Raw genomic sequence first — 22,159 nt, 5'->3', positions numbered from 1 at the left:
TCAGGACGTTGGCAGGTTCGTACGCGATGAGCGCCGCGGCCGCCCAGCGCGGGCGCGCCACAGGGCGACGCCGAGGCACACCATGGCTACGAAACCTCCGAGCAGCGCAAGGACCAGGAACGGCACGAACTGCGGGGTGGAGGTGATGTTGTCCAGCAGCTTGCCTGCGGCCTTGCGGTCGACGCCCACGGCCGCGTTCGTGGTGAAGTCGAGGCTGACCAGGAAGGTCATGGCACCGCCGGAGATCATGCCCAGCCAGCTGGCGACCCCGGCCAGTTTCGGTGAGCGCCGCCACGCCAGCAGCGCGGCGAGCACGGTGGCCGCGCCGAGAAGCACGACGAAGACATCGGCGGTGAGCGCGGCGCCGACGCGCCCCGAGTGAGCGGCGAAGGCGTCGATCCTTGCCTCCGACGAGCTGGTGGTGTTCGGGGTCAGGACACTCGAGAGGACGGCGGAGGCACCGGTGGCCGCAAAGCAGACCGCGGCGAGACCGCGGGCGACGGGTGACGTGGACGTGGAGACCACCCCTACTTCCGTTGGCTTCCGTGGGGCCGGGAAGGAACAGGCCACCACGGCAGGGGAATCGTGCGGGCGCAGCCGTCCCGTCGGCATGAGTGCGCATCCCGGTCCGGGCGGCATTGCTGAGTGGGGCCCTGGAGCCCACGGGGCTTCCCGGTCCTGGGTCTCTCGCCGACGGCACTGCTCACAACGGCACTGCTACGGCGACGAGCGCGATGAGCGGCGGCGAGATCTGTGCCACGGTGCCGCCCACTCCGGATCCCTTGGCGCGGCCGAGACCCATACGGTCCGCAACACCGAGCGTGACCCCCGCGAGCACCATGTAAGCGCAGGTGTAGAACACCAGAGTGCGGCCGACGGTTTCGATTCCGCTGTGCAACGCGATCAGGCCGATGACGGTGCCCAGGCCCAGGAACAGGTTGTAGAAGCCCTGGCAGAACGACCACAGCTTGACTGCCGGCGCGTCCTTACTCGGGATGTGGAAGATCCCCTGGTGCACGCCTGGACGGTCGAACACGATGGTCTCCCACACGAACACCATGACGTGGATCGCCGCGGCCAGGCCCGCGAACAGTTGCGTGACCGCGTTCACGGCAGCTGCTCCGACAGCCGGATGCCGTGTCGGCCGACGACCTCCTGGAGCAGCGGGAACGCCTCCTCAATCGGTGTGCCGGCGGGCACCGTCCGGTCGATGTCGCGGAAGAACCTGCCCATCGCGTCGGTGAGGCTGATGGCGAGGAACCGCACCGACGGGGTGTGGACGGTGAAGGTGTGCATGGCGTTCGGCGGGATGGTGATCGACGCGCCCGGTCCCACGTCGTGGAGCTCGCCGTCCACGAACACGGTCATCCGGCCGTGGAGCACGTAGTACGTCTTGGCCCACGGGGTGCCGTGCGGGGGCACGGTCGGACCTCTGGGGGCGTCGACCTCGAACAGTTCGTAGGCGCCGTCGGTGTGCTCGGCGTCCACCTTCACGATGATCCTGGCGTCCGGCGAGTCCAGTTCGAGGCCCTCGCCCACGTTGCTGAGGTGTGTCTTGTGTGCCATGAGCCGAAGCTAGGCCCGGGGCGCGGCGCGTTCCATCCCGGAAATCTGGGATATCGGACCGTCAGAAGGAGGCGCATACTTCCGACATGTGGGAAGGACGGGCGCACAGCGTGCGCCGCGATATCGCCGCACTCGCGACAGCGGGCCTTGGGGTCACCGAACTGCACACGGCCGCGATGGAGCTGGTGGGCCGGGTCGTTTCCGCCGAACTGTCCTGCTGGGCCTCCCTGGACCCGGACACCGCAGTGATCAGCTCGATGACCAGTGGCGCCAGCCGCATCCCGCAGCAGTACGAGCCACTGCTGGCAACGTACGAGTACAACGGCACCGAACCGCACAGCTTCGCCGAACTGGGCCGGCGCCCGGTGCCGGTGGCCAGATCGTCGGACCTCCCGCACCGCGACATCGTCCGCAGCGGCCGGGCCAACGAGGTCTGGCAGCCTCTGGGCCTCGTTCATGAACTGCGCGCCGTGTTCCGCGTCGACGGCGCGTGCTGGGGTGCGGCGGGCATGGTGCGGTCCGGCGACTTCAGCGACCGCGAGGTCGAGTTCGTCACGGCCGTGGCACCGGCGCTCGCCACCGCGACCCGCCTGGCGGCACGGTCCGGCGGCCGTCGTGGACCCGGTGAGGCCGCGATCGTCGTGGTCGGCCCGGACGGCAAACCCCGGGCAGCCACGGCAGCGGCCCATTCCTGGCGAGGCGAGCTGGACGAGATTGCACCCGGCCGGTTCGCGGTGATGCTACGCGCGGTCGTGGTCGGCGCGCGATCGGCCGCCTCCGGGACGTTCCGGGCACGGGTCCGCGACACCTCGGGCGGCTGGATTCTGCTGGAGGCCAGCAGGTTGATCTCCGGGGAGGACGACGACGAGACCGTGGTGACCTTCAAACGGGCTTCCGGCGCCGAACTCCTCGGGCTGCTGTTCGCGGCGTACTCGCTGACCACCCGCGAGCGCGACGTCTGTCGGGAGGTGATCGCCGGCCGGTCCACTTCGGACATCGCGACCAGGCTCGGGATCTCCCCGCACACCGTGCAGGATCACCTCAAGTCCATCTTCGGCAAGGCCGACGTATGCAGCCGAGGAGAGCTGGTCGCCAAGCTCCAGCCGGAGAACCACACCGTCCGCAGGAACGTGTCCCCGGGCTCCCGGTCGGCTGCTGAGTGACCACGGCCGACGCCCTTCACAGCGTCGCACGACAGCAGCCGCAGAGGCTCTGCCTCGACAAAGAGGGGCGAAATCTCTGCGCGTTGGAAGGGGAATCCGCTGCGTGACGGCGCCACGCCCTTGGTCGGACTGGCGAACACCGTTGTCGGGGTTGCAGGTGCCTCCCTCGCAAACGCCCAGGGGCCATTGAGGGGCCACAAGGAGAGGAACAGATCGACAAGGACCCTGCAGGGCTGACATTGATCGACTTGTTTGACCTGCGGAAACGTTCATTTTTGGGTGTCGGAGCATCAACTTTGCCTGAATGGACTCAATCCGCTGCTCGTGGGTTCGACAGTGTTGCCGCGAAAGACCGTCCGACCGGCCGGTGAACCTTGGCCGTAGCCAGGCTCACTGCCGGGTGTGCTCGTCGCCCTCGCGGTAAAGCACCAGGTGCTCGTGGAAGAGGATGCCGTCGCGGACGTCGCCGGTGGCGGTGAAGCCGGTGTCGTCGACGTAGTCGATGTGGTTGCCGGTGACGGTGTAGCTGCCAGTGTAGGCGCTCTGGCGGGTGCCGCGGGCTTCGTCGTAGCGGCCGTCGGGGAGGAGTTCCTGGCGGATGTGTCCGTCTGCGGTCACCCACATGCCGACGTAGGGGTGTGGGTCGCGGGGTGTGTCGTTGCTGGTCATGGCTCTACGATCGGCCCGGCGGCCGGGGGTGACCAGGCCGCCGTCTCCCCAGGTGGGGGCTTCCTGGGTGCCGTGCACCCAGCATCGCGAGCGACGGGGCCCTTCGTGTCGTGTGGCAGCGAGGCGGGCTGTCCGGGACCTTCCCCATGGCTCGCGCCGGCGTCGGCGCCGGGACGGATCGTGGGTGTCGGACACCTGGGATAACGGCGGCCTGGTTCCGATTCCGCCGCGCGACGAACCTGGTGGTCAGGCAGCCGCTGTAGCTGCTGGACTCTCGCCTCGAACCTGCACCGGCGCTCATTTCGCGCAGCGGGGACCCCGATGAGGCGACCCCACCGAGGAGCACGCACATGAGCATCACCGACACCACCGGCACCGCGGGCTGGAACCCCGAGGCCCTCGAAGCGATCCTTGCGAACGACGAGGGGCGGCCGATCCTGTTCACCAACGCCCGCATTCTGACGATGGACCCGCTGATCGGGACCATGACCGGCGCCGACCTCCTGTTCGTCGGCTCCCTGCTCGTGGGCGTCGGCCCGGGCATCATCACCGCCGCGGGGGACGACAACGCCATCGTCGTCGACTGCACCGGACTGACCATCGCTCCCGCCGTCGTGGACACCGTCGCCCTGGCCGGCGGCCGTGGCCACCGCTCGGAGTATGTCGCGACGCTGACCCCGGGCAACACCACCGACTTCCTGGTGGTACCCGACGCGCGCGCCGCCGACGCGCCGAGCGCCGTGGCCGCTCTGATGACCTCGCCGGAGCAGGTCCGTGCGCTCGTCGCGGCAGGCAGGCCGGTCCTGTGGGCCGGTGCGGACGTCCCTGGCCGGGTCACCGCTCCCGAGGCCGGCAGCCCGGCCGCAGCGGACCTGACCGGCAGCCCGCGCGTCGGCGTCTGGATCGACCGGCACGACTTCCTGCACCAGGAGCTCACCGCCGACGGCCGCTACGACGAGACCCGGGGCGGGCGCCCGCACGCCTACCAGGGCCGCTACTGGATCGACGGCGACCGCATCGACTACCTGGACGACCTGGGCTTCTGGGCCTACGGAGAGTTCCAGGGCGACGAGCTGCACCACGCGGGTTACGTCATGAAGCTCGGCTGACCTTCCCTCCGGTCAGCGGCTCCCCGGTTCCGATCCTGGGTGCCCTCCCTCGCGGCCCACTTCTCCTCTCTCCCAGCCTCGCCAGCGGACGGCCCTTCCTCCCGGCCCTGTCCGCCGTATCGAAGGAAGACCTCTCATGAACGTCAACGACACCACCGGTCCCGCCGTCCTCGAAGAGCTCCGGCGTCGACCCGGCGACCTGCGGCGCATCCTGTTTACCGGCGCGACCATCGTCACCATGGACTCCGATCTCGGTGTCATCGACGACGGCGACCTCCTCGTCGAGGGCGACACGATCACCGCCGTCGGCCGCGACCTCGACGCGGGCGATGCGGTGGTCGTCGACGCCACCGGCACCATCCTCGCCCCCGGCTTCGTCGACACCCACCGGCACGCCTGGGAGGCCCAGTTGCGCCGGATCATGCCGGACGTCGACGACCTCGGCGGCTACGTCATGGCCACCCTGGCCGGCTACGCCACGGTCTACCGACCCCAGGACATGTACATCGGCACCAGACTGGCCGCGCTGACCGCGATCGACAGCGGCATCACGACGATGCTCGACTTCTCCCACAACTCCCGCACCCGTGAACACTCCGACGCCGCGATCGAGGCCCTCGTCGACACCGGCATCCGTGGCGTGCACGCCTCCATGGGCCCGCACTTCGGTGAGTGGGACCGGCAGTGGCCCAGCGACCTGACCCGTCTCAAGGGCCAGTACTTCAGCAGTGACGACCAGTTGCTCACGCTGCGTCTGGCGACCCTGGCCACCGACGAGATCGCCGGGCCGGCGCTCGCCTACGGCCCCGAACTCGCCCGTGCCGCAGGGGAGTTGGGTATCGGAGTGAGCGTGGACGCAGTGTTCGGCACGTCGGGGTCCGAGGCGGTCCTGCGCTGGGCCAAGGACGGCATCCTCAGCCCCGAGGTCACCCTCATCCACTCCACCGGGCTGACCTCCGAGGCGTGGAAGGCGATGGGGGAGACCGGCACCACCGTGGCCCTCGCCCCGACGTCCGACGCGCAGATCGGTCTGGAGACCGCGATCCCCGCCGTCGACGAGGCCCTGTCCGTCGGCATCCGCCCCGGACTGAGCATCGACGTCGAAGTCGCTCTGGCCAGCGACATGTTCACGCAGATGCGGGCGCTGCACGCCATCCAGCGGATGCGCGCGGTCAACGCCGCCTACGGCACCGACCAGCAGCCCTCCCGTATCACCACCCATGACGTCCTGGACTTCGCCACCCTTCAGGGCGCCCGCACCAACGGCCTGGCCGGTGTCACCGGTTCACTCACCGTGGGCAAGAAGGCCGACCTGCTGGTCATCCAGGCAGAAGACCTCAACAACATGCCGCTCAACGACCCGATCGGCACCGTCGTGCTGGGCTCCGACGCCCGCAACATCAGCGCCGTCCTCATCAACGGCGAGCCCCGCAAGTGGGACGGCCGCGTTCTCGACGTCGACCTGGCCGCCCTGCGCAGCGAGGTGCACGCCTCACGCGAGTACGTGCTCAACACCCCGGCTGCCTGACCAGCCCCTCCTCGGCCCCCGGCCGTCCCTCCACGGCCGGGGGCACCCACCGCATCTCCGTGGAGCCCACCGGCAGATCGGGCCGCGCGCAGACACACGGGGCGACGACCAAGCGCCCCTCTCCTGGAGTTCCCATGTCCCACCCCGCTCCCACAACCACTCCATCCCGGCACGTAGCAGCCGAGTCCAGCACTCCGGGCCAGCAGTCCTCCTGGGCTCCTGCCGCGCTGACCATCGCGCTGCTGACCGCACTCGGCGTCCTGATGGTCGGCCAGATGTACACCGTCCTGGCCCTGCTGCACCCCATGGCCACCGCGCTGGGCACCACACCGGAGCAGGTCACCTGGACCGCGACGGCGTTCGGCTTCGCCTACGCCGGCGGATTTCTCCTCGCGGGCCCTCTCTCGGACCGCTACGGATCGCGCGCCGTGATCACCGCCGGGCTGGTGGCTGCCACCGCGGCCACCTTGGCGGTCAGCGCCGCCCCCAACCTCACCTGGGCCGTCGCCCTGCGCAGCGTGCAGGGACTCGCCACCGCGACCTTCGCGCCGTCCGCGCTCTCCTACGCCGTCCGCCACATCGCGCCACAGCGCCGCGGCACCGCCCTGACCTGCATCACCAGCGGCATGTTCGCCGCCGCCGTGCTCCTGCAGATCGGCGCCCAGGCCGTCGCGGCCGGGCTCGGCTGGCGCGCGGTCTTCTGGATCAGTGCCGCCCTCATGGCCCTGAGCCTTATACCGGTGCGCCGGGTACTGCGGCCCACCCTCCGCCACGACACACACACCGGCGGCGGCCTGCGGCAGGCGTTCGCGGCGATGCCGCGGCTCCTGCGCCGGCCGCGCCTGGTCGCCCTGTACCTGTCGACTGTGGTCCTGATGTCGGCCTTCGTCGCCGTCTACACGGCGGTGGCCATCGCCGGACCGGCCGGCATCGCCGGGAACTCCTCCGCGATCCTCGCCCTCAGGGCGAGCGCGCTGCCCGCCCTGATCGCCGTCCCCGTGCTCGCCCCCGTGCTCCAGCGACTGACCGCACCCCTGCGTACGGTCCTCGCTTTCACGTTGGCCGCCCTCGCCGTCGCCGTCGGCTCCGTCCTCGGCGGCCACCCCGTGGCGCTGGCCATCCCTCTGTTGCTGTTCGTGGCAGCCGTCGCAGCAGCGGCGCCCGCCGTCGTCGAGACCATCAACGCCGCCGCCCCGTACGCCCGCGGCGCGGCCGTCGCCCTGTACGGATGCAGCATGTTCATCGGCGCAAGCCTGGGCCCACAGCTCACCGGTGCGCTGACCGGCCTGGGCTTCGGCGGCATCCTCCGCGTCGTTGCCGCCGCGCTCGTGCTGGGCGTCCTCCTGGCCCTGCCCGCGCTCCGCCACCGCCACGCCGAATGACCGCGCGCCCCTCCCGAGGGGACACCACGACCCGAACATCAACGCACAGGCCGCCTGGCGGCAGGAAGAGGAAGTGGAGCCATGAGCACCCATGACCGCGCGAAGGACCGGCAGGAGCGTTTCGACCACGGCATGGCCGTACTGTCGAGCATCGACGGCGAGAGCGGACAGAAGGTCATCGACTCGCTGGCCGACATTTCCCCCGAGCTGGGCCACCAGGTGGTCGCCTGGGCATTCGGCGAGATGTACAACCGTCCGCAACTGGCCCCGAGGGACCGCCAACTGGTCACCCTGGGCATGCTGACGGCCCTGGGCGGCTGTGAGCCGCAGCTTGACGTCCACATCAACGCCTCGCTCAACGTCGGCCTGGAGCCCGATGAGATCGTCGAGGCTCTGCTGCACGCTGCCGTCTACTGCGGCATGCCCAAGGCCCTCAACGCCACCTTCGTCGCAAAGAAGGTCTTCGCCGAGCGAGGTGTCTCGGCCCACCCGGACTCCGAGGAACGCAGCTCCTGAGACTGACACCGTCCTTCGCCTCGTTCGCGCTGTCCCCGACGTCGTCCAGTTCCTCTTTCTGCCCGCCCTGCTGGCCGTGACCATCGAGGTCGTCACAGACGAACGGCTATCTCCTGGTCCGCCCGCCGAACTCCTGCACGTGTCCGGGGTCCTCGCCGTCGTCACCTGTGGCCTGGTGACCACCCGGTTCGGCCCTCGCGTCATCGGTTCCGACGACCGCGTCCAGGCCACCGCCTTCTGGGAAGTGACGAGCTATCGGCTCAACAGCGCCCTGTTCCTCCTCGTCGGCATCCAACTCCCCGCTGTCGTCCGGGCCTTGACCTCGGTCACCTTGGTGCAGGCGGCCTGGGCGGGGATGCGCGGTGCCATCCATCTGGCCGCGGCGCTGACCGTGCCCGCCACGCCGTCGTGTTCATCACGACCGTCGTCATCGTCGTCACCCTCGCGCTCCTGGCCCCACGCTGCCGGCCGTCGTCCGCCGCGCACGCTTCCCTCCGGACGAGGACAAGACCGCGGAACTCGCCCTTGCCCGCTGTCACATGAGCAGTGCCGCGCTGCGCGCTGCCGGAGTTGGCAAAGCGGTTCGAGGTCTCGGAAGCGGACACCCTGCGCATGGCCAAGGACAGCGAGGACCGTACGGCCCTCGCGCCCAGCATCGCGCGCCGCCGCGAGCGCATGCGACGCCTCGAACTCGCCCTGCTCCAGGTCAAGCGCAAGACGCTGACCGACCTGCGCGACACCGACCGTATCGACGACATCGTCCTGCGCACCGTTCAGGACGTGCTCGATGCGGAGGAGCTGGTGACGTCACCGGACGACCCCAACTCCTAGAAGAGCGAGGGTGGTATGCGGCTCGGGGATCAGTCCTTTCCCGCGCTCAGCCGCCTACGCTCGCAGCTTCAGCTGATCCGCTCCCGCCGCCTGAAAGGTGCGTCGCCGACTACGGCCCCGCGCCTTGGCGACAAGGACACGGGACTCGCCGACAGCACCGCCGGCACCAGCAAGTACCGCGTCTACGCGGACCAGACCGACGACCAGACCCCGAGCAACATGCCCCAATCCCGCCTGCGCACCTTGTACCCGCAGTGCCCGAAGGCTGGTAGCAAGGGCTGAACTGTTGCCTGTTGAGGGCATGCACGCGGGTCCGTGGCCCGTTTCTCAGGGCTCGGTGAGTGGTAGCCCTTCCGTCTCCGCCAACGCGTCATGGCGGGGGAGGAACAGCGACACGCTGTTCCTCCCCCGCCATGACGGGACGGATTTCAGATGGCCTGGGCGGTGGGCATGATGGTGATCTCGGTGAGGTTGACGTGGCGCGGGACGGCGGCCATGAAGGCGACGGTCTCGGCGATGTCGGTGGACTGCAGGCAGTCGATGTCGTGGATGAGGTCCGCCATCAGCTTGGAGGCGTCGGGGTCGGTGACGTGGTCGGGCAGTTCCGTCTCGACCATGCCGGGCTCGATGGTGGCCACACGGACCATCTTCGGGCCGAGTTCGACGCGGAGCAGCCGGGTGAGGTGGCTGATGTACGCCTTGGTGCCGGAGTAGATGGAGAACTTCGCCAGGATGCGGGTGGCCGCGATGGACGAGGTGTTGATCAGGTCGGCGGGCTTGCCCTGGGCGGCGGAGTCCGTCAAGTGCGGGAGGAACGCGGCGATCACGTTCATCAGGCCGCTGATGTTGAGGTCGATCTGGCGCTGCCATTCGTCGACCTTGAGCTCCTCGATGCCGGAGATCAGCTGCACGCCGGCGTTGTTGAACACGAGGTCGGCCTTGCCGAAACGGTCGGCGACCTGATCAGCGGCGCTCTGGACAGCGGCGCGATCGGTGACGTCGACGGCCAGGGCGAGAGCGGTGCCGCCGTTGGCCTCGATGGTCTTGACGACACCGTCCAGCTTGTCCTTGCGGCGGGCGAGCACGACCACGGTGGCGCCGAGTTCGGCCAGACGCTGGGCGGTGACGGCACCCATGCCGCTGGAGGCGCCGGAGACGACGGCCACACGGCCGGCGAGCGGGGTACCGGTGAGCAGAGCAGCAGACATCACAAGACCTCAATCTCTTCGATCGGAAGGCTCGGAGGTGGGGAGAGCTGGGGTGGTGGGGTGCCCGGCCGGTCAGGTCTGTGCGACCGGCCGGGCTGCTGAAGAGGGGGCTGGGACGCCAGAAGGCGAGGGCGCCCGGAGGTGTGTCAGGCGGCGTCGTCGTGGGCGGTGGCGGCGGACTTCACGCGCCACGGGGCGAGGTCGTCCTGCACCTGCTGGTACTTGACGTCCAGCCGCTCCAGAGTGTCGCGCCCGAGGTAGAGGTGCCTGGGCAACTTCTCGTCGGCGGCGACCTCGACGATGAGCGCGGCGCCCTTGACGGGGTCGCCGAGCTGGGCGTGGTTGGCCCGGTCGATCCAGTCCAGCGTCACGTGCGCGGGGGTGTCGTCGTAGTCGGCGATGCGGTCCGTGGCGACCGACAGGGAACTGGCGTCGAGGAAGTCGGTGCGGAAGACGCCCGGCTCGACGACCATCGACTGGATGCCGAACGGGGCCATCTCGGCGGAGAGCGCCTCGCTGATGCCGGCGACGGCGAACTTCGACGCGCAGTACAGGCTGACTCCGGGCTCGCCCTCGAAACCGGAGCGGGAACCGATGTGCACCAGTCGGCCCGAGCCTTGCTTGCGCATGACGGGCAGCACGGCACGGGTGACGTTGATCAGACCGAACACGTTGAGGTCGAACAGCGACCGGGCCTCCGCGTCGGTGATCTCCTCCAGCGCGCCGAGCAGGCCGCGGCCGGCGTTGTTCACCAGCACGTCGATGCCGCCGAACCGGTCCACGGCGGCCTCGACCGCCTGCGGGATGCTGTCGTTGTCCGTGACGTCCAGGGCGACCGCGAAGATCTTGTCCGAATTCTTCAGATCGTCGGGCACGCGCTCCGGGTTCCGTACGGCGACCACGACGTTGTTGCCTTCTGCCAGAGCGGCGCGGGCGATTTCCGCACCGATTCCACGGGAGGCGCCGGTGACAAACCACGTAGCCATGGGGAAGACCTCTTTCGTCGTTTCCCCGTTTTCGGGGATTTCCTGTTGACGTATTCGAGGGTGCCCCTTGGCTGCATAGCTATGAAGGCTGCGCTTTTCCTGGGTGTCCCACACCTAGGAAGAGAAGACGTACGTCCGGGCGAAGCAGCGAAGGCGGAGCAGCGACTCCGGCGAGCGGCCAAGGACCACCCGTCGCAGCGGTATACACAGGATGTGATTCTCGATGCCGCCGAGAGGAATGCTCAAAAGAGCCCGGGGCCGATTCTCCGGCGGTCTCCCGGTTCAGGAGCCGTGCGCGGGATCCTGCTGGTGAGGCACTTCGGGTGCGCTGAGGGAGCCCAGTAGGGCCAGTCCGTCGGCGGACGGGGAGTCCGGCTCGGCCTGCAGGATGATGAGCTGCTGCCCTGGCACGCTGCGGATGTTGAGGGCCTCGTGCCGCAACTCCAGGTCTCCCACGACGGAGTGGTGAATCTGCTTGACCTCATAGGGCGGGACCCGGGTGTACTCGCGGGCCCACAGGGCGCGGAACTCGCTGCTGCGCACGGACAGTTCACCGACGAGCTCCAGGATGCGGGGATCCTGCGGAGTGCTGGCCGCGGTCTGCTGAAGGTCGGCGACCGCACGATCGCGGGCCCGCTCCGGGCTTCGGTAGAAGGACTTCGCCGCGGGGTCGAGGAAGAGCATGCGCAGCACGTTGTCGTGCTGCGCGAAGTCACGGTAGAGGGCGTCGGCCAGCGCGTTGGTGGCCAGCAGGTCCTGGGCGTGGCCGATGATGAAGGCCGGCGTCCGGGTCCAGCTCTCGATCAGCTGCCGCAGGTGCGGGCGGACCCGCTCGACCCGGGAGGGGGACTTCGTGCGGCGGGCTGTCGGCCGTGCCAGCCGGAAGAGCTCCCCCTTGTCCTCGTCCCCGAGTTGCAGTGCGCGGGCAAGGGCCTCCAACACCCGGGGCGAGGGGCCGAGTTCACGGCCCTGCTCAAGTCGGCTGTAGTAGCTGAGGCTGACACCTGAGAGTGTCGCGACCTCGTCGCGCCGCAGGCCGGGTACCTTTCGGCGGCCTGTACCGGGCAATCCTGCTGCTGCGGGGCTGAGGCGTTCTCTTCGGGAGCGGAGGAACTGGCCCAGCCCTCCAACCGGGTCAGTGTGTGTGTCGTTGTCCATGCTTGCCAAGGTAGGCGGAAATCGCCGTGCGCGGTTCCGGAGACGGTGGGTGCATCACACCCAGGAATACGAGTCCCCCGGAAGGAGAGCACGTGACGGGCCGCGCCGAGTCATCACGGGAAAACCTCGCCGAACAGGGCACACACGGCTACTCTTGGTGAAGGGTGTGCTACGTGGTGGCATAGTGTGCGACCGAAAGTTCCCGTCGGCTGAAATGCATCTAGTCTTGCCGCATGAGCAATGGGACCCCTTTGGGTGATTTCCTCCGAGCCCGCCGAGAAGCCCTGAAACCACAGGACGTCGGTCTGCCCGAACACGGACGGCGCCGGGTCCCGGGACTGCGCAGAGAAGAAGTCGCCATGCTCGCCGGAGTGAGCTCCGACTACTACATCAGGTTGGAGCAGGGACGTGAGAACAGCCCTTCCCCACAGGTCCTCGACGCCGTGGCACAGGCGCTGAAACTCGACGCGGAGTCCACCGACCACCTCAACCGCCTCTGCCTCACCGCCTCACAGCGCCCGCGCGACCGGGGCGAGACGGACGTCAGCCAGCAGTTGTTGCAGCTGATGGACGGGTGGGACCACACTCCGGCCTTCGTCGTCGGCCCGGCCCTCGACATCATGGCGGGCAACTCCCTCGCCACGGCCCTCCACAACGGGTTCGAGGAGTTCGACAACCTCGCCCGCATGGTGTTCGTCGACCCCGCCGGGCGCGAGTTCTACCAGGAATGGGAGCGCGCCGCGCACTCCTGCGTCGCCGAAATCAGGGCCGCCTACGGACACGACCCCCAATCGGCCCGCATCGCCGAAGTCGTCGCCGCACTGTCCGCCCAGAGCGAGGAGTTCGCCGAAATCTGGCAACTGCACGACGTGAAGAGCAAGTCCCAAGAGGGCAAGCACCTCAAACACCCCCAGGTCGGAGACCTGCACATCAAATTCGCGGCGTTCACCGTCAACGGCGCCCCGCACCAACAACTGGTGGTCTACCAAGCCGAACCGGCCAGCCCGACGGCCGCCGCCTTCGAGACGCTGAGATCCATGGCCACCCAGCCCAAGCACGCCCAGACGGCCGCTCCCGTGGCCGACCTCGCCGTAGGCGAGGAGTAATAGCGAACTTGACCACGTGAGCCGGGGTGGAGGCTGGTCCTGCCGGCCTCCGAGCGCGACTGCCCCGCATGGTGCGCGCAAGACCCGCACGTCGAGGCGACCGGCAGCCACGTCAGCGCACCCGTCCGACCCGCGGCTCCGGAAGGGGTGAGCCCTGGCGTCGAAGTGCCGCTGCTGTCCGTGCAGATCGGACTCGGCCACGACGAGGAGGCCCGGGGTGAACCGCCCCGGCTGTGGCTGGCGGCCGTCGACGGTACCGCCGAACTCGACAGCACCGCCCTGGGCTCGTTCGTCGACGGCCTGGAGCACTTCTGAGCCTGCGCGGCCTGCGGCACCGCTACGACACCGTCATCCCGCCCTGGTGCCAGTACCGGAACGGGGGCGAACACACCCTGGGCGGGCTGCTGGTTGACCACTTCCACGCCTCCCAAGCGCACGAGATGGAGTTGACGCTTCAGCCCGTGACGCGGACCAAGGACGGCCCGCAGCCGGAGATCCTCGAACTCGCCCTCGTGCACGTCGGGCACGCCCGGCAGCCGCAGGTCGACCTCACGCGGTCGGTGACACCCGGCAGGGCGGCCCGGTCTGGGTGACCGTGCCCAGGGACACCACCGGACCGCGCCTGGAGGAACACGTGACCGCTCTCCTCGCGGAACTCCATGAGGGGGAGCCGGAGCCGAAGCTGATCGCTCACGACGGAACCGAGGTCCGCCAGGCCGGACGGGCACCTGGCGTGCCGGTATGGCCGGAGACTCGGGCCGCGGCATAAGACCGGGGCGGCAGGGTGCGGGCCGTACGCCCATCGGGGCGCCCGCACCCTGCTCGCTCGGTGCGGGTGGGAGAGGGGCCCTCTCGTTCCCCCCGTTGGCCAGCCCCTGGCACAACACGGCCTGTCACGCGGTCAGTTGGACCACCAGTCTGGGCGGAAGCCCGACATGCCACATGCCATGAGGCGTAGGGCGGCACTCCGTCGTGGGCTCACGTCGATCAGCAAGTCCCCCACCTTCCTTGTGCAGAGAGAAGTGAGCATGTTCAACGAAGCTCCCGAGTCAGGCACGTCTCCCCCCACCCGGGCCGCGTCCGCACCGTCGCGTCGTGCCTTCATCGCGACGACCTCCGTGGCAGGCGGTGTCATCGCGGCGGGCGGTCTGGTCTCGGGGGCGTCGCTGATCGGTGCGGAGGAGGCCGCTGCTGCCGAGACTTCGCCCAGCAGCCGCGTCTCGTTGACCGTCAACGGCGAGCGGTACACCGTGACGGTCGACAACCGCACCTCGCTGCTCGACCTGCTGCGCGAGCATCTTGGCCTGACCGGCTCGAAGAAGGGGTGCAACGCCGGGGCCTGCGGGGCGTGCACGGTGTTGGTCGACGGGCGCCGGGTCAACTCCTGTCTGACGTTGGCGGTTCGGCTGGAGGGTGCCGACGTCACCACCGTCGAGGGGCTGGCCGGAGGGGATCAACTGCATTCGCTCCAGCAGGCGTTCATCGACCAGGACGCGTTCCAGTGCGGCTACTGCACCCCCGGCCAGATCGTCTCCGGTGTCGGCTGCATCAAGGAGGGCCACACCGGCTCCCCTGAGGAGATCCGGGAGTGGATGAGCGGCAACATCTGCCGATGCGGCTGCTACGTCAAGATCGTGCGCGCGGTCGAGCAGGCCACGGGCCGGAAGTGAGTGGCCATGTATCCCTTCTCCTTCACCAAGGCGCCCAGCACGCATGAGGCCCTCAACGCCGGTCTGCGCGGCGGACGTTACATCGCCGGCGGCACCACGTTGGTCGACCTGATGCGCAAGACCGTCGAACGCCCCGAAGCCCTGGTCGACATCAGCGGGCTACCGCTGGACAAGGTCACCGTCACCGAGCGCGGCGGGCTGCGCATCGGTGCGCTGGTGACCATGAGCGAGGCCGCCGCCCATCGCACGGTGCGCGCCCTCTACCCGGTCGTCTCGCAGGCACTGGAGCTGAGTGCCTCGGCCCAGTTGCGGAACATGGCCACCATCGGCGGCAACATCATGCAGCGCACCCGCTGCACCTACTTCCGTGACGTGACGACCATCGCCTGCAACAAGCGTGAACCCGGCTCGGGTTGCGCCGCGCTGCACGGCTTCAACCGCAGCCACGCCATCCTGGGCACCTCCGACGCCTGCGTGGCCACCCACCCCTCCGACGTGGCCGTCGCCTTCGCCGCACTGGAGGCACGGGTGCACGTGCTCGGCCCCGACGGGGAACGCACCGTCCCCTTCGCCGACTTCCTGCTGCGGCCCGGCAGCACCCCGAACCGCGAACAGGCCCTCCGCAAGGGCGAGTTGATCACCGCCGTGGAGATCCCGGCATCTCCGCGCCCGCTGAAGTCCGGCTACCTGAAAGTCCGTGACCGGCAGTCCTACGAGTTCGCGCTCACCTCCGCCGCTGTCGCCCTGCACGTCCGCGCCGGCGTGATCCGCGAGGCCAAGGTCGCCGCCGGAGGCGTGGGCACCGTGCCCTGGAAGCTGCCCGCCGTAGAGCGAGCACTTGTCGGCGAGCGCCCCTCGGACCGGCTCTGGGCCGAGGCCGCCGAGCACGCGGCGGACGGGGCCCGTCCCCTCCGACACAACCGTTTCAAGGTCGAGTTGCTCCAGCGGACCATCGAACGCCAGCTGCGCATCGTAGGAGAGAGCCGATGAGCCCCCAGCCGCAGGCAGCCGTCGGCGCGTCGCTCTCCCGTGTGGACGGCCGCCTGAAAGTGACCGGTCAGGCCAAGTACGCCGCCGACCACGAACCCGACGGGGTCGTGCACGCGGTCGTGGTCGACAGCGACATCGGACGGGGGCGGATCACCGGCATCGACACCCGCGCCGCCGAAGCCCAACCCGGCGTCCTGAAGGTCATCCACCATCGCAACGCCCCCGAGCTGCCCTACGGGCCCAACCCCGGGTCGCTCAACCTGCCGGGTGAGCGGCTGCGCGTCTTCCAGGACGACCAGGTCCGCTTCCACGGCCAGCCGGTCGCCGTCGTCGTGGCCCTCACCCTGGAGGCCGCCCAGCATGCGGCGAGCCTGGTGAAGGTCGACTACGACACCGAGCAGCCCGCCACCGACCTGGCCGACGCCCCGGCGGCGGGCGAGCCCCGCACCTACGCGCGCGGCGACGCGGAGGCGGCCCTGCGCGACGCCCCCGTACGGCTGGAGATGACGTACCGGACCGCCCGCACCCACCACAACGCGATGGAACTCCACGCCACCGTCGCCCAATGGGACGGCGACCGACTGACGTTGTGGGACAAGACCCAGTGGGTGCAGAGCCCACGGGCCGAACTCGCCGCCAACTTCGGCATCCCGGCCGAGAACATCCGCGTCATCTCACCCTTCGTCGGCGGCGCGTTCGGCAACGCCGCGCGGGCCTGGCCGCACATCACCATCGCGGCCCTCGCCGCCCGCGAGACGGGCCGCCCGGTCAAGCTCGTCCTGACGCGCAGGCAGCTCTCCTTCGGGGTGGGCTACCGGCCGTCGTACGAGTACCAGGTGCGTCTGGGCAGCGACCGCAACGGGCGGCTGACGGCCATGACCCACGACCTGCGCGCCGAGACGTCCAGGTACGAGACGTTCGCGGAGCGCGGCGTCCTCGCCCCCGGGCAGATGCTCTACACCACCCCCAACGTCAGCCAGACGCACCGGACGGTGCCGCTGGACGTCAACACCCCCACCCCGATGCGCGGCCCGGGCTACTCCAGCGCCGCCTTCCCCATCGAGTGCGCGATGGACGAACTCGCCCACGAACTCGGCATCGACCCCATCGAGCTGCGGCAGCGCAACGAACCCGACAACGACCAGTCCAGCGGGCGTCCGTTCTCCACCCGGCGGCTGCGCGAGTGCTACACCGTCGGCGCCCGCGAGTTCGGCTGGGACCGCCGCGACCCCAGGCCCCGCTCCACCCGCGACGGCGACTGGCTGATCGGCACCGGCATGGCCACCGCCGTCTACGACACCCTGCGGGCCCCCGCCCAGGCCCGGGTACGGCTCGACGCCGACGGCACCGCCCTCGTCGAGTCCTCGACCAGCGACATGGGCCCCGGCACCTACACCTCGCAGACCCAGGTCGCCGCCGACGCTCTCGGCCTCGCGGTCCGCAACGTCACCTTCCGGCTCGGCGACACGAACATGCCCACGGCTCCGCTCCATGGCGGCTCGCTGACCATGGCGAGTGTCGGTTCCACCGTCCAGGACGGCTGCGACAAGCTGCGGCGGCAGGCGATCGAACTCGCCGTGGGGGACGAGGACTCACCGCTGTACGGCGCCGACGCCGACGACATCGTCGTACGGAACGGCCGACTGCACCTGACGGACAACCCCGCGCGCGGGGAGACGTATCGGCAACTCCTCGTCCGCAACAAGCGTGCGTATCTGGAGGCGATGGGCTCCTGGGCACCCGGCCAGTCACGGTCGTCCATGTACGCCTACGGTGCGGTGTTCGCCGAGGTCGGTGTGGACGCCCGGCTGGGGCTGGTTCGTGTGCGGCGGATGCTCGGTGTCTTCGACGCGGGCCGGATCATCAGCCCCAAGCTCGCCGACAGTCAGGCCATCGGCGCCATGGTCGGTGGGATCGGCGCGGCCCTGCTGGAGCACACGGTCACCGATCACCGTGACGGCCGGATCGTCAACGCCAACCTCGCCGACTATCTCGTCCCGGTCAACGCCGACGTCCCCGACCTCGAAGCGATCTACGTCGACGGACGGGACGACGAGGCCGACCCCCTCGGTGTCAAGGGCCTGGGCGAGGTCGTCCTGGTCGGCGTGGCACCCGCGATCGCCAACGCCGTCTTCCACGCCACGGGTCGGCGAGTGCGGGAGCTGCCCATCACCGCCGAGTCCCTGCTCACCGGCTCGCCGTCGGCCTGAGCAGCAGTCCGCCGGTCATGGCGGTCGCCACCAGCAGTGCCGCGCCGATGAGCAGGCTGACGCGCATGCCGTGCAGGAAGGTCGTCTGGTTCGCGACGAGGGCGCCGAAGACGGCGACGGCGAGGGCCCCGCCGAACTGGCGGGAGGTGTTGAGGACGCCGCTGGCCAGGCCCGCCTGTTCCGGCCGCACGCTCTCCAGCATCAGTCCGGTCATCGCGGGCACGGCGAGGGCGCCGCCGATAGAGACCGGGATCATCAGGACCGCGACCAGCCAGACGGGGGTGGTCCCGGGCAGGAAGAACAGAAGCAGCAGGCCCGCGGCCATGGCCCACAGTCCGGCGGTCATGACGAGCCGGGCGCCGAATTTGCCTACCAGTCGGGCGGTTTGGAGGGCCACGACGCCGGTCAGCAGCGTCATCGGCAGGAAGGCGATGCCGGTGGCGAGCGCGGAGAGGCCGCGCAGCTGCTGGAAGTAGAGGCTGAGCAGGAACGTCAGACCGTAGAAGCCGATGTTGAGGGTGAACCCGGCCAGCAGGGTGACGGTCACCGGGCGGGAGCGGAAGAAGGTGAGCGGCAGCATCGGGTGGTGGCCGCGGGCCTGGGATCGTAGGAACACCGCGAGCGACAGTGCCGCCACCGCAAAGGCGGCGATCACGGGGGTGTGGCGGAAGCCGTATTCGCCGCCCTCGATCAGCGCGTACGTCACACCGCCCATCGCCAGGATCGCGCTGAACTGCCCGGTCCAGTCGAAGGGCACCGGTCGCCGTGGGGAGCGGGCGGCGCGGGTGAGCAGTGCCAGGGCTACGGCGCCGACCGGCAGGTTGATGAAGAAGATCCACCGCCAGTCCACGGCGCTCAGCGCGCCGCCCAGCAGCGGTCCCGCGGCCGAGCCGACCGAGCCGCCCAGCGCCCAGAACCCGAGGGCGCGGGCGCGGTGGGCGGCGTCCGGGTACGCCTCGCGGATCAGGGCGAGGGTGGCGGGCATCATGACCGCCGCGCCCGCGCCCTGCACCAGGCGGGACGCGACCAGAACGGGCAGCGTGGGCGCCAGGCCGCAGGCCGCGGAGGCGACCAGGAACAGCCCCATGCCCATGCCGAACGCCTGCCGGGCGCCGATCCGGTCCGAGACGGACCCGGCGGACAGCAGCAGCGCGGCGAGCACCAGGGTGTAGCCGTCAACCACCCACTGCAGCCCGGTCATACCGCCACCGAGGTCGGCGCCGATGGTGGGCAGAGCCACACTGACGATCAGCGCGTCCAGGGTGATGACGAAGAAGCCGAGCAGCGCGGCACCGAGCGCAAAGGCCGGGCGGCCGGCGGTCCTGCCGCCGCCTGCCGGAGTGGTGGCGCTGCGCGGAGTGGGCGCCTGTGTGCTGGTCATCGAGCCTCTCCTGGTCTCCCCGGGATCCCCCGGCTGACGGCCGGGGCACCGGAGACGGACGTGATCCTTCGAGCTCTCTCAGCGTGCGATCCGGCCGTCGGGTGTTCCAGGCCGGGTTGTGCGGGGGTGTGGGATGCGGGGTAGTGACAGGGCCCCTCAGATGAGATGCGGCGGCGTCGGACGCCTGCCTATCTTCGAAGCATGTCCCCCCTCACGATCACTCTGAGCAATGGTGTGGAGATGCCCGCTCTCGGGCTCGGCGTCTTCCAGACCCCGCCCGATGTCACGACCGCCTCGGTCGAGGAGGCCCTGCGCGTCGGCTACCGCCACATCGACACGGCCGCCGCCTACGGCAACGAGCGGGAGGTCGGCGACGGCATCCGCCGCTCCGGCCTCGCCCGCGACGAGGTGTTCATCGAGACGAAGCTGTGGATCAGCGACTACGGCTACGACAGCGCGCTGCACGCCTTCGACAAGAGCGCGGGCAAACTCGGCGTCGACCAGCTCGACCTGCTGCTGCTCCACCAGCCCCTGCCCTCCGCCTTCGACCGCACCCTCGACGCCTACCGGGCGCTGGAGAAGCTGCTCGCCGACGGCCGGGTACGGGCCATCGGCGTCAGCAACTTCATGCCCGAGCACCTGGAGCGCCTGCTGGCCGAGACGTCCGCCGTGCCCGCGGTCAACCAGATCGAAGTCCATCCCTACTTCCAGCAGACCGCGCTGCAGCGCCTGCACGCCCGGCACGGCATCCTGACCCAGGCCTGGTCGCCCATCGGCGGCATCACCTCCTACCGCGGCGGCGAGAAGCGGACCTTCGACGACCCGGTCCTGCTGGAGATCGCCGGGCAGCACGGCAAGTCGGCCGCGCAGGTGATGCTGCGCTGGCATCTGCAGGAGGACCGCTCCGCGATCCCGAAGTCGGTCAAGCCCGCCCGCATCGCCGAGAACTTCGACGTCTTCGACTTCGAGCTGACCGCCGAGCAGCTCGCCGCGATCGACGCGCTCGACACCGGCGTACGCGGCGGACCGGAGCCGGCCGACATCACGCTTGAGGACTACGGCATCGAGATCCCCGAGGCGTGAAGTCGCCGTGCCGGCGGTGCGGTTCGCCGACGCCTCCCCTCAGCACATCGCGTACCGCTGACCCCCTTCCTCACGTCACGGAAGAGTCTCCGCCATGACCCGCACCACCCCTCTGACCGTCCTGGTCGTCGGTGCCACCGGCAGCATCGGCACCCTCGTCGCCGCCGAAGCCCTCCGGCAGGGCCACCAGGTGAAGGCCCTCGTCCGCGATCCCGGGCGCGCCCGGACCGTGCTGCCGCAGGCCGTTCGGCTCGTCACCGGGGACCTCACCGATGCCGACTCGCTCAAGGAGGCCGTGGACGGCATCGACGCCGTGGTCTTCACCCACGGCTCCCACGGCGGGCCCGGCCAGGCGGAACTCATCGACTACGGGGCCGTCCGCAACACCCTGGCGGCCCTGGGCGACCAGCCGGCGCGGATCTCACTGATGACCGCGATCGGCGTCACCGGCCGCCCCAGGAACGCCGACGGCACCGTCCGCGACGACATGATCACCGACGCCCACGCGTGGAAGCGCCGCGGGGAACGCCTGGTTCGGGCCAGCGGGCGGCCGTACACCATCGTCCGTCCGGGCTGGTTCGACTACAACGCTCCCGGCCAGCTCGCCCTGACGATGCTGCAGGGCGACACCCGGCACGCCGGCGACCCCGGCGACGGTGTCATCTCCCGTCGGCAGATCGCCCAGGTCCTCGTCTCCGCGCTCACCTCGCCCGAGGCCGACCACAAGACCCTCGAACTCGTCGCCGAGCACGGGCCCGCCCCCTCCGACCTCGACCCGCTGTTCGCCGATCTCACCGCCGATGTGACCGGCTCCCTCGACGCCGCCCTGGACTCTGCCAACATGCCGCTCGACGCCGAACCGGCCTCCGTACGGCAGGACCTCGAAGCGGTCCGGCGCGGCTGACCGCCTGGCCGCGAACGCTGCCTGGTCAGGAGGTGGGCAGTCCGATGCGCCTCAGCCAGGTGTCTACGGCGGCACCGGCGTCCCGGACCTCCTCGCCGCGTACCGCGAGGCCCTCGGCGATCGTCGCTCCGGGGCAGGAGGCGGCGTAGTCGCGTGCGGTGGTGCCCAGGCCGCTCATGGCGTGGGTGGTGAACGGGACGACGGTCCTGCCGCGGAAGTCGAGGGGTTCGGTGAACGTCGTCATGATCATGGGAGCGCGGACGTTCCAGACGGGGCTGCCGAGCAGGATCGTGTCGTAACGGTCGATGGAGGCAAGCGGGTTGGCTACGGCCGGGCGTGCGTCGGTGTCCTGCTCGCGGACGTTGCGCCGGACGGTCGCGTCGTAGCCGGCCGGGTAGGGGTCCGCGGCCTGGATGCGGTGGACGTCGCAGTCGATCCGGTCGGCGATCATGCGGGCCAGGACCTCGGTGTTGCCGACCTCGATGGTCCGGCGTCCACCGTTGTAGTAGTTCTCGCCCGGCCGGGAGAAGTAGGCCAGCAGGACGGTGCGGGCGCCCGGGGCGGGCGTGCCGGGCCGCTGATCGGACTCGGATTCATCCGGGCGGGGTGAGCCAGGGGAGGTGGAACACGCGCTGATCGCGGCACCGGTTGTCATGATCGCCGTTCCTGCGAGCAGGCCGCGGAGCACTGTGCGGCGCC

Annotated in this window: 26 protein-coding genes; 15 read left to right on the top strand and 11 right to left on the bottom strand. The window is 69.9% G+C overall.

Annotated features, from left to right (window positions below):
• The 3 genes from AC5DRG_RS16935 to AC5DRG_RS16925 all read right to left on the bottom strand — a co-directional run bounded on the left by AC5DRG_RS16935 (position 1) and on the right by AC5DRG_RS16925 (position 1,566).
• Positions 1-525 carry a hypothetical protein gene (locus AC5DRG_RS16935; RefSeq protein WP_491811344.1) on the bottom strand — a complete coding sequence of 175 codons (525 nt, stop codon included), beginning with the start codon at positions 523-525 and terminating at the stop codon, positions 1-3.
• A 178-nt stretch (positions 526-703) separates the two neighbouring features.
• Positions 704-1,111: a DUF1304 domain-containing protein gene (locus AC5DRG_RS16930; protein WP_491811343.1), complete on the bottom strand. Its 408-nt coding sequence runs from the start codon at positions 1,109-1,111 to the stop codon at positions 704-706.
• Entirely contained in the window at positions 1,108-1,566 is a 459-nt protein-coding gene (locus AC5DRG_RS16925) for a cupin domain-containing protein (RefSeq protein WP_491811342.1), read from the bottom strand. The genes AC5DRG_RS16930 and AC5DRG_RS16925 overlap by 4 nt, the downstream gene beginning before the upstream one ends.
• Before the next feature lie 86 nt (positions 1,567-1,652).
• Between AC5DRG_RS16925 and AC5DRG_RS16920 the strand changes: the two genes are divergently transcribed.
• Positions 1,653-2,729 carry a helix-turn-helix transcriptional regulator gene (locus tag AC5DRG_RS16920; RefSeq protein ID WP_491811341.1) on the top strand — a complete coding sequence of 359 codons (1,077 nt, stop codon included), beginning with the start codon at positions 1,653-1,655 and terminating at the stop codon, positions 2,727-2,729.
• 390 nt (positions 2,730-3,119) lie between these two features.
• Here the strand turns inward: AC5DRG_RS16920 and AC5DRG_RS16915 are convergent, their stop codons facing one another.
• Positions 3,120-3,398 (bottom strand): Atu4866 domain-containing protein, encoded by a 279-nt coding sequence (locus tag AC5DRG_RS16915; RefSeq protein WP_491811340.1) that lies wholly within the window; start codon positions 3,396-3,398, stop codon positions 3,120-3,122.
• Between the two features lie 350 nt (positions 3,399-3,748).
• Here AC5DRG_RS16915 and AC5DRG_RS16910 point away from each other — a divergent pair, with 350 nt between their 5' ends.
• The 4 genes from AC5DRG_RS16910 (at position 3,749) to AC5DRG_RS16895 (ending at position 7,933) form a co-directional block, all read left to right on the top strand.
• Positions 3,749-4,507 carry an Atu4866 domain-containing protein gene (locus tag AC5DRG_RS16910; RefSeq protein ID WP_491811339.1) on the top strand — a complete coding sequence of 253 codons (759 nt, stop codon included), beginning with the start codon at positions 3,749-3,751 and terminating at the stop codon, positions 4,505-4,507.
• 136 nt (positions 4,508-4,643) lie between these two features.
• Positions 4,644-6,035, top strand: coding sequence for an amidohydrolase family protein (locus AC5DRG_RS16905; RefSeq protein ID WP_491811338.1), 1,392 nt, complete (start codon positions 4,644-4,646; stop codon positions 6,033-6,035).
• 134 nt (positions 6,036-6,169) lie between these two features.
• Positions 6,170-7,417 carry an MFS transporter gene (locus AC5DRG_RS16900; protein ID WP_491811337.1) on the top strand — a complete coding sequence of 416 codons (1,248 nt, stop codon included), beginning with the start codon at positions 6,170-6,172 and terminating at the stop codon, positions 7,415-7,417.
• An 81-nt stretch (positions 7,418-7,498) separates the two neighbouring features.
• Positions 7,499-7,933: a carboxymuconolactone decarboxylase family protein gene (locus tag AC5DRG_RS16895; RefSeq protein ID WP_491811336.1), complete on the top strand. Its 435-nt coding sequence runs from the start codon at positions 7,499-7,501 to the stop codon at positions 7,931-7,933.
• A gap of 252 nt (positions 7,934-8,185) precedes the next feature.
• On the opposite strand, the gene AC5DRG_RS16890 is transcribed toward AC5DRG_RS16895, so the two are convergent.
• Complete coding sequence (locus AC5DRG_RS16890) at positions 8,186-8,419, bottom strand: hypothetical protein (RefSeq protein WP_491811335.1); 234 nt, start codon at positions 8,417-8,419, stop codon at positions 8,186-8,188.
• Between the two features lie 84 nt (positions 8,420-8,503).
• Between AC5DRG_RS16890 and AC5DRG_RS16885 the strand changes: the two genes are divergently transcribed.
• On the top strand, positions 8,504-8,764 hold the full coding sequence (locus AC5DRG_RS16885; RefSeq protein ID WP_491811334.1) for a hypothetical protein: 261 nt from the start codon (positions 8,504-8,506) through the stop codon (positions 8,762-8,764).
• Here AC5DRG_RS16885 and AC5DRG_RS16880 read toward each other — a convergent pair.
• On the bottom strand, positions 8,741-8,794 hold the full coding sequence (locus AC5DRG_RS16880) for a hypothetical protein (RefSeq protein ID WP_491813063.1): 54 nt from the start codon (positions 8,792-8,794) through the stop codon (positions 8,741-8,743). The genes AC5DRG_RS16885 and AC5DRG_RS16880 overlap by 24 nt on opposite strands.
• On the opposite strand from AC5DRG_RS16880, the gene AC5DRG_RS16875 reads away from it, so the two are divergent.
• Positions 8,780-9,046, top strand: a complete 267-nt coding sequence (locus AC5DRG_RS16875; protein WP_491811333.1) for a hypothetical protein — start codon at positions 8,780-8,782, stop codon at positions 9,044-9,046. The genes AC5DRG_RS16880 and AC5DRG_RS16875 overlap by 15 nt on opposite strands.
• Before the next feature lie 146 nt (positions 9,047-9,192).
• Here AC5DRG_RS16875 and AC5DRG_RS16870 read toward each other — a convergent pair whose 3' ends face one another.
• The 3 genes from AC5DRG_RS16870 to AC5DRG_RS16860 all read right to left on the bottom strand — a co-directional run bounded on the left by AC5DRG_RS16870 (position 9,193) and on the right by AC5DRG_RS16860 (position 12,116).
• Positions 9,193-9,975 (bottom strand): SDR family oxidoreductase, encoded by a 783-nt coding sequence (locus tag AC5DRG_RS16870; RefSeq protein ID WP_491811332.1) that lies wholly within the window; start codon positions 9,973-9,975, stop codon positions 9,193-9,195.
• Positions 9,976-10,118: 143 nt separating this feature from the next.
• Positions 10,119-10,958 (bottom strand): SDR family NAD(P)-dependent oxidoreductase, encoded by an 840-nt coding sequence (locus AC5DRG_RS16865; protein ID WP_491811331.1) that lies wholly within the window; start codon positions 10,956-10,958, stop codon positions 10,119-10,121.
• Positions 10,959-11,240: 282 nt separating this feature from the next.
• Complete coding sequence (locus tag AC5DRG_RS16860) at positions 11,241-12,116, bottom strand: helix-turn-helix transcriptional regulator (protein ID WP_491811330.1); 876 nt, start codon at positions 12,114-12,116, stop codon at positions 11,241-11,243.
• 233 nt (positions 12,117-12,349) lie between these two features.
• On the opposite strand from AC5DRG_RS16860, the gene AC5DRG_RS16855 reads away from it, so the two are divergent.
• From AC5DRG_RS16855 to AC5DRG_RS16830, 6 genes are all read left to right on the top strand, one after another.
• Positions 12,350-13,222 (top strand): helix-turn-helix transcriptional regulator, encoded by an 873-nt coding sequence (locus tag AC5DRG_RS16855; protein ID WP_491811329.1) that lies wholly within the window; start codon positions 12,350-12,352, stop codon positions 13,220-13,222.
• 33 nt (positions 13,223-13,255) lie between these two features.
• Positions 13,256-13,537: a DUF6907 domain-containing protein gene (locus tag AC5DRG_RS16850; RefSeq protein WP_491813062.1), complete on the top strand. Its 282-nt coding sequence runs from the start codon at positions 13,256-13,258 to the stop codon at positions 13,535-13,537.
• 146 nt (positions 13,538-13,683) lie between these two features.
• Positions 13,684-13,815, top strand: coding sequence for a hypothetical protein (locus AC5DRG_RS16845; protein ID WP_491811328.1), 132 nt, complete (start codon positions 13,684-13,686; stop codon positions 13,813-13,815).
• Between the two features lie 435 nt (positions 13,816-14,250).
• The gene (locus tag AC5DRG_RS16840; protein WP_491811327.1) at positions 14,251-14,892 is read left to right on the top strand and encodes a (2Fe-2S)-binding protein; all 642 of its coding nucleotides are present in this window, start codon (positions 14,251-14,253) and stop codon (positions 14,890-14,892) included.
• 6 nt (positions 14,893-14,898) lie between these two features.
• Positions 14,899-15,882 carry an FAD binding domain-containing protein gene (locus AC5DRG_RS16835; protein WP_491811326.1) on the top strand — a complete coding sequence of 328 codons (984 nt, stop codon included), beginning with the start codon at positions 14,899-14,901 and terminating at the stop codon, positions 15,880-15,882.
• A complete protein-coding gene (locus AC5DRG_RS16830; RefSeq protein WP_491811325.1) occupies positions 15,879-18,092 on the top strand; it encodes a xanthine dehydrogenase family protein molybdopterin-binding subunit in 2,214 nt (737 codons plus the stop codon). Before AC5DRG_RS16835 ends, AC5DRG_RS16830 begins: the two co-directional genes overlap by 4 nt.
• Here the strand turns inward: AC5DRG_RS16830 and AC5DRG_RS16825 are convergent.
• Positions 18,070-19,473, bottom strand: a complete 1,404-nt coding sequence (locus AC5DRG_RS16825; RefSeq protein WP_491811324.1) for an MFS transporter — start codon at positions 19,471-19,473, stop codon at positions 18,070-18,072. The two genes, AC5DRG_RS16830 and AC5DRG_RS16825, sit on opposite strands and share 23 nt — an antisense overlap.
• A 201-nt stretch (positions 19,474-19,674) precedes the next feature.
• Between AC5DRG_RS16825 and AC5DRG_RS16820 the strand changes: the two genes are divergently transcribed.
• Both AC5DRG_RS16820 and AC5DRG_RS16815 read left to right on the top strand, forming a co-directional pair.
• A complete protein-coding gene (locus AC5DRG_RS16820; RefSeq protein WP_491811323.1) occupies positions 19,675-20,556 on the top strand; it encodes an aldo/keto reductase in 882 nt (293 codons plus the stop codon).
• 94 nt (positions 20,557-20,650) lie between these two features.
• Complete coding sequence (locus AC5DRG_RS16815) at positions 20,651-21,460, top strand: SDR family oxidoreductase (RefSeq protein WP_491811322.1); 810 nt, start codon at positions 20,651-20,653, stop codon at positions 21,458-21,460.
• Positions 21,461-21,485: 25 nt separating this feature from the next.
• On the opposite strand, the gene AC5DRG_RS16810 is transcribed toward AC5DRG_RS16815, so the two are convergent.
• Positions 21,486-22,115 carry a flavodoxin gene (locus AC5DRG_RS16810; protein ID WP_491811321.1) on the bottom strand — a complete coding sequence of 210 codons (630 nt, stop codon included), beginning with the start codon at positions 22,113-22,115 and terminating at the stop codon, positions 21,486-21,488.
• Positions 22,116-22,159: the final 44 nt, after the last annotated feature.

It is taken from the genome of Streptomyces sp. JLBG701, assembly GCF_058544905.1.
Note: the sequence above shows the minus strand (reverse complement) of the source record. Positions and strands in the feature narration are given on the sequence as shown.

What these genes read in the sequence shown, in the direction of transcription:
- AC5DRG_RS16875 (WP_491811333.1), top strand. Translation starts at nt 8,780, where the DNA reads ATGCGGCTCGGGGATCAGTCCTTTCCCGCGCTCAGCCGCCTACGCTCG.
- AC5DRG_RS16905 (WP_491811338.1), top strand. Translation starts at nt 4,644, where the DNA reads ATGAACGTCAACGACACCACCGGTCCCGCCGTCCTCGAAGAGCTCCGG.
- AC5DRG_RS16835 (WP_491811326.1), top strand. Translation starts at nt 14,899, where the DNA reads ATGTATCCCTTCTCCTTCACCAAGGCGCCCAGCACGCATGAGGCCCTC.
- AC5DRG_RS16925 (WP_491811342.1), bottom strand. Translation starts at nt 1,566, where the DNA reads ATGGCACACAAGACACACCTCAGCAACGTGGGCGAGGGCCTCGAACTG.
- AC5DRG_RS16920 (WP_491811341.1), top strand. Translation starts at nt 1,653, where the DNA reads ATGTGGGAAGGACGGGCGCACAGCGTGCGCCGCGATATCGCCGCACTC.
- AC5DRG_RS16860 (WP_491811330.1), bottom strand. Translation starts at nt 12,116, where the DNA reads ATGGACAACGACACACACACTGACCCGGTTGGAGGGCTGGGCCAGTTC.
- AC5DRG_RS16865 (WP_491811331.1), bottom strand. Translation starts at nt 10,958, where the DNA reads ATGGCTACGTGGTTTGTCACCGGCGCCTCCCGTGGAATCGGTGCGGAA.
- AC5DRG_RS16830 (WP_491811325.1), top strand. Translation starts at nt 15,879, where the DNA reads ATGAGCCCCCAGCCGCAGGCAGCCGTCGGCGCGTCGCTCTCCCGTGTG.
- AC5DRG_RS16915 (WP_491811340.1), bottom strand. Translation starts at nt 3,398, where the DNA reads ATGACCAGCAACGACACACCCCGCGACCCACACCCCTACGTCGGCATG.
- AC5DRG_RS16825 (WP_491811324.1), bottom strand. Translation starts at nt 19,473, where the DNA reads ATGACCAGCACACAGGCGCCCACTCCGCGCAGCGCCACCACTCCGGCA.
- AC5DRG_RS16910 (WP_491811339.1), top strand. Translation starts at nt 3,749, where the DNA reads ATGAGCATCACCGACACCACCGGCACCGCGGGCTGGAACCCCGAGGCC.
- AC5DRG_RS16810 (WP_491811321.1), bottom strand. Translation starts at nt 22,115, where the DNA reads ATGACAACCGGTGCCGCGATCAGCGCGTGTTCCACCTCCCCTGGCTCA.
- AC5DRG_RS16855 (WP_491811329.1), top strand. Translation starts at nt 12,350, where the DNA reads ATGAGCAATGGGACCCCTTTGGGTGATTTCCTCCGAGCCCGCCGAGAA.
- AC5DRG_RS16815 (WP_491811322.1), top strand. Translation starts at nt 20,651, where the DNA reads ATGACCCGCACCACCCCTCTGACCGTCCTGGTCGTCGGTGCCACCGGC.
- AC5DRG_RS16840 (WP_491811327.1), top strand. Translation starts at nt 14,251, where the DNA reads ATGTTCAACGAAGCTCCCGAGTCAGGCACGTCTCCCCCCACCCGGGCC.
- AC5DRG_RS16900 (WP_491811337.1), top strand. Translation starts at nt 6,170, where the DNA reads ATGTCCCACCCCGCTCCCACAACCACTCCATCCCGGCACGTAGCAGCC.
- AC5DRG_RS16820 (WP_491811323.1), top strand. Translation starts at nt 19,675, where the DNA reads ATGTCCCCCCTCACGATCACTCTGAGCAATGGTGTGGAGATGCCCGCT.
- AC5DRG_RS16895 (WP_491811336.1), top strand. Translation starts at nt 7,499, where the DNA reads ATGAGCACCCATGACCGCGCGAAGGACCGGCAGGAGCGTTTCGACCAC.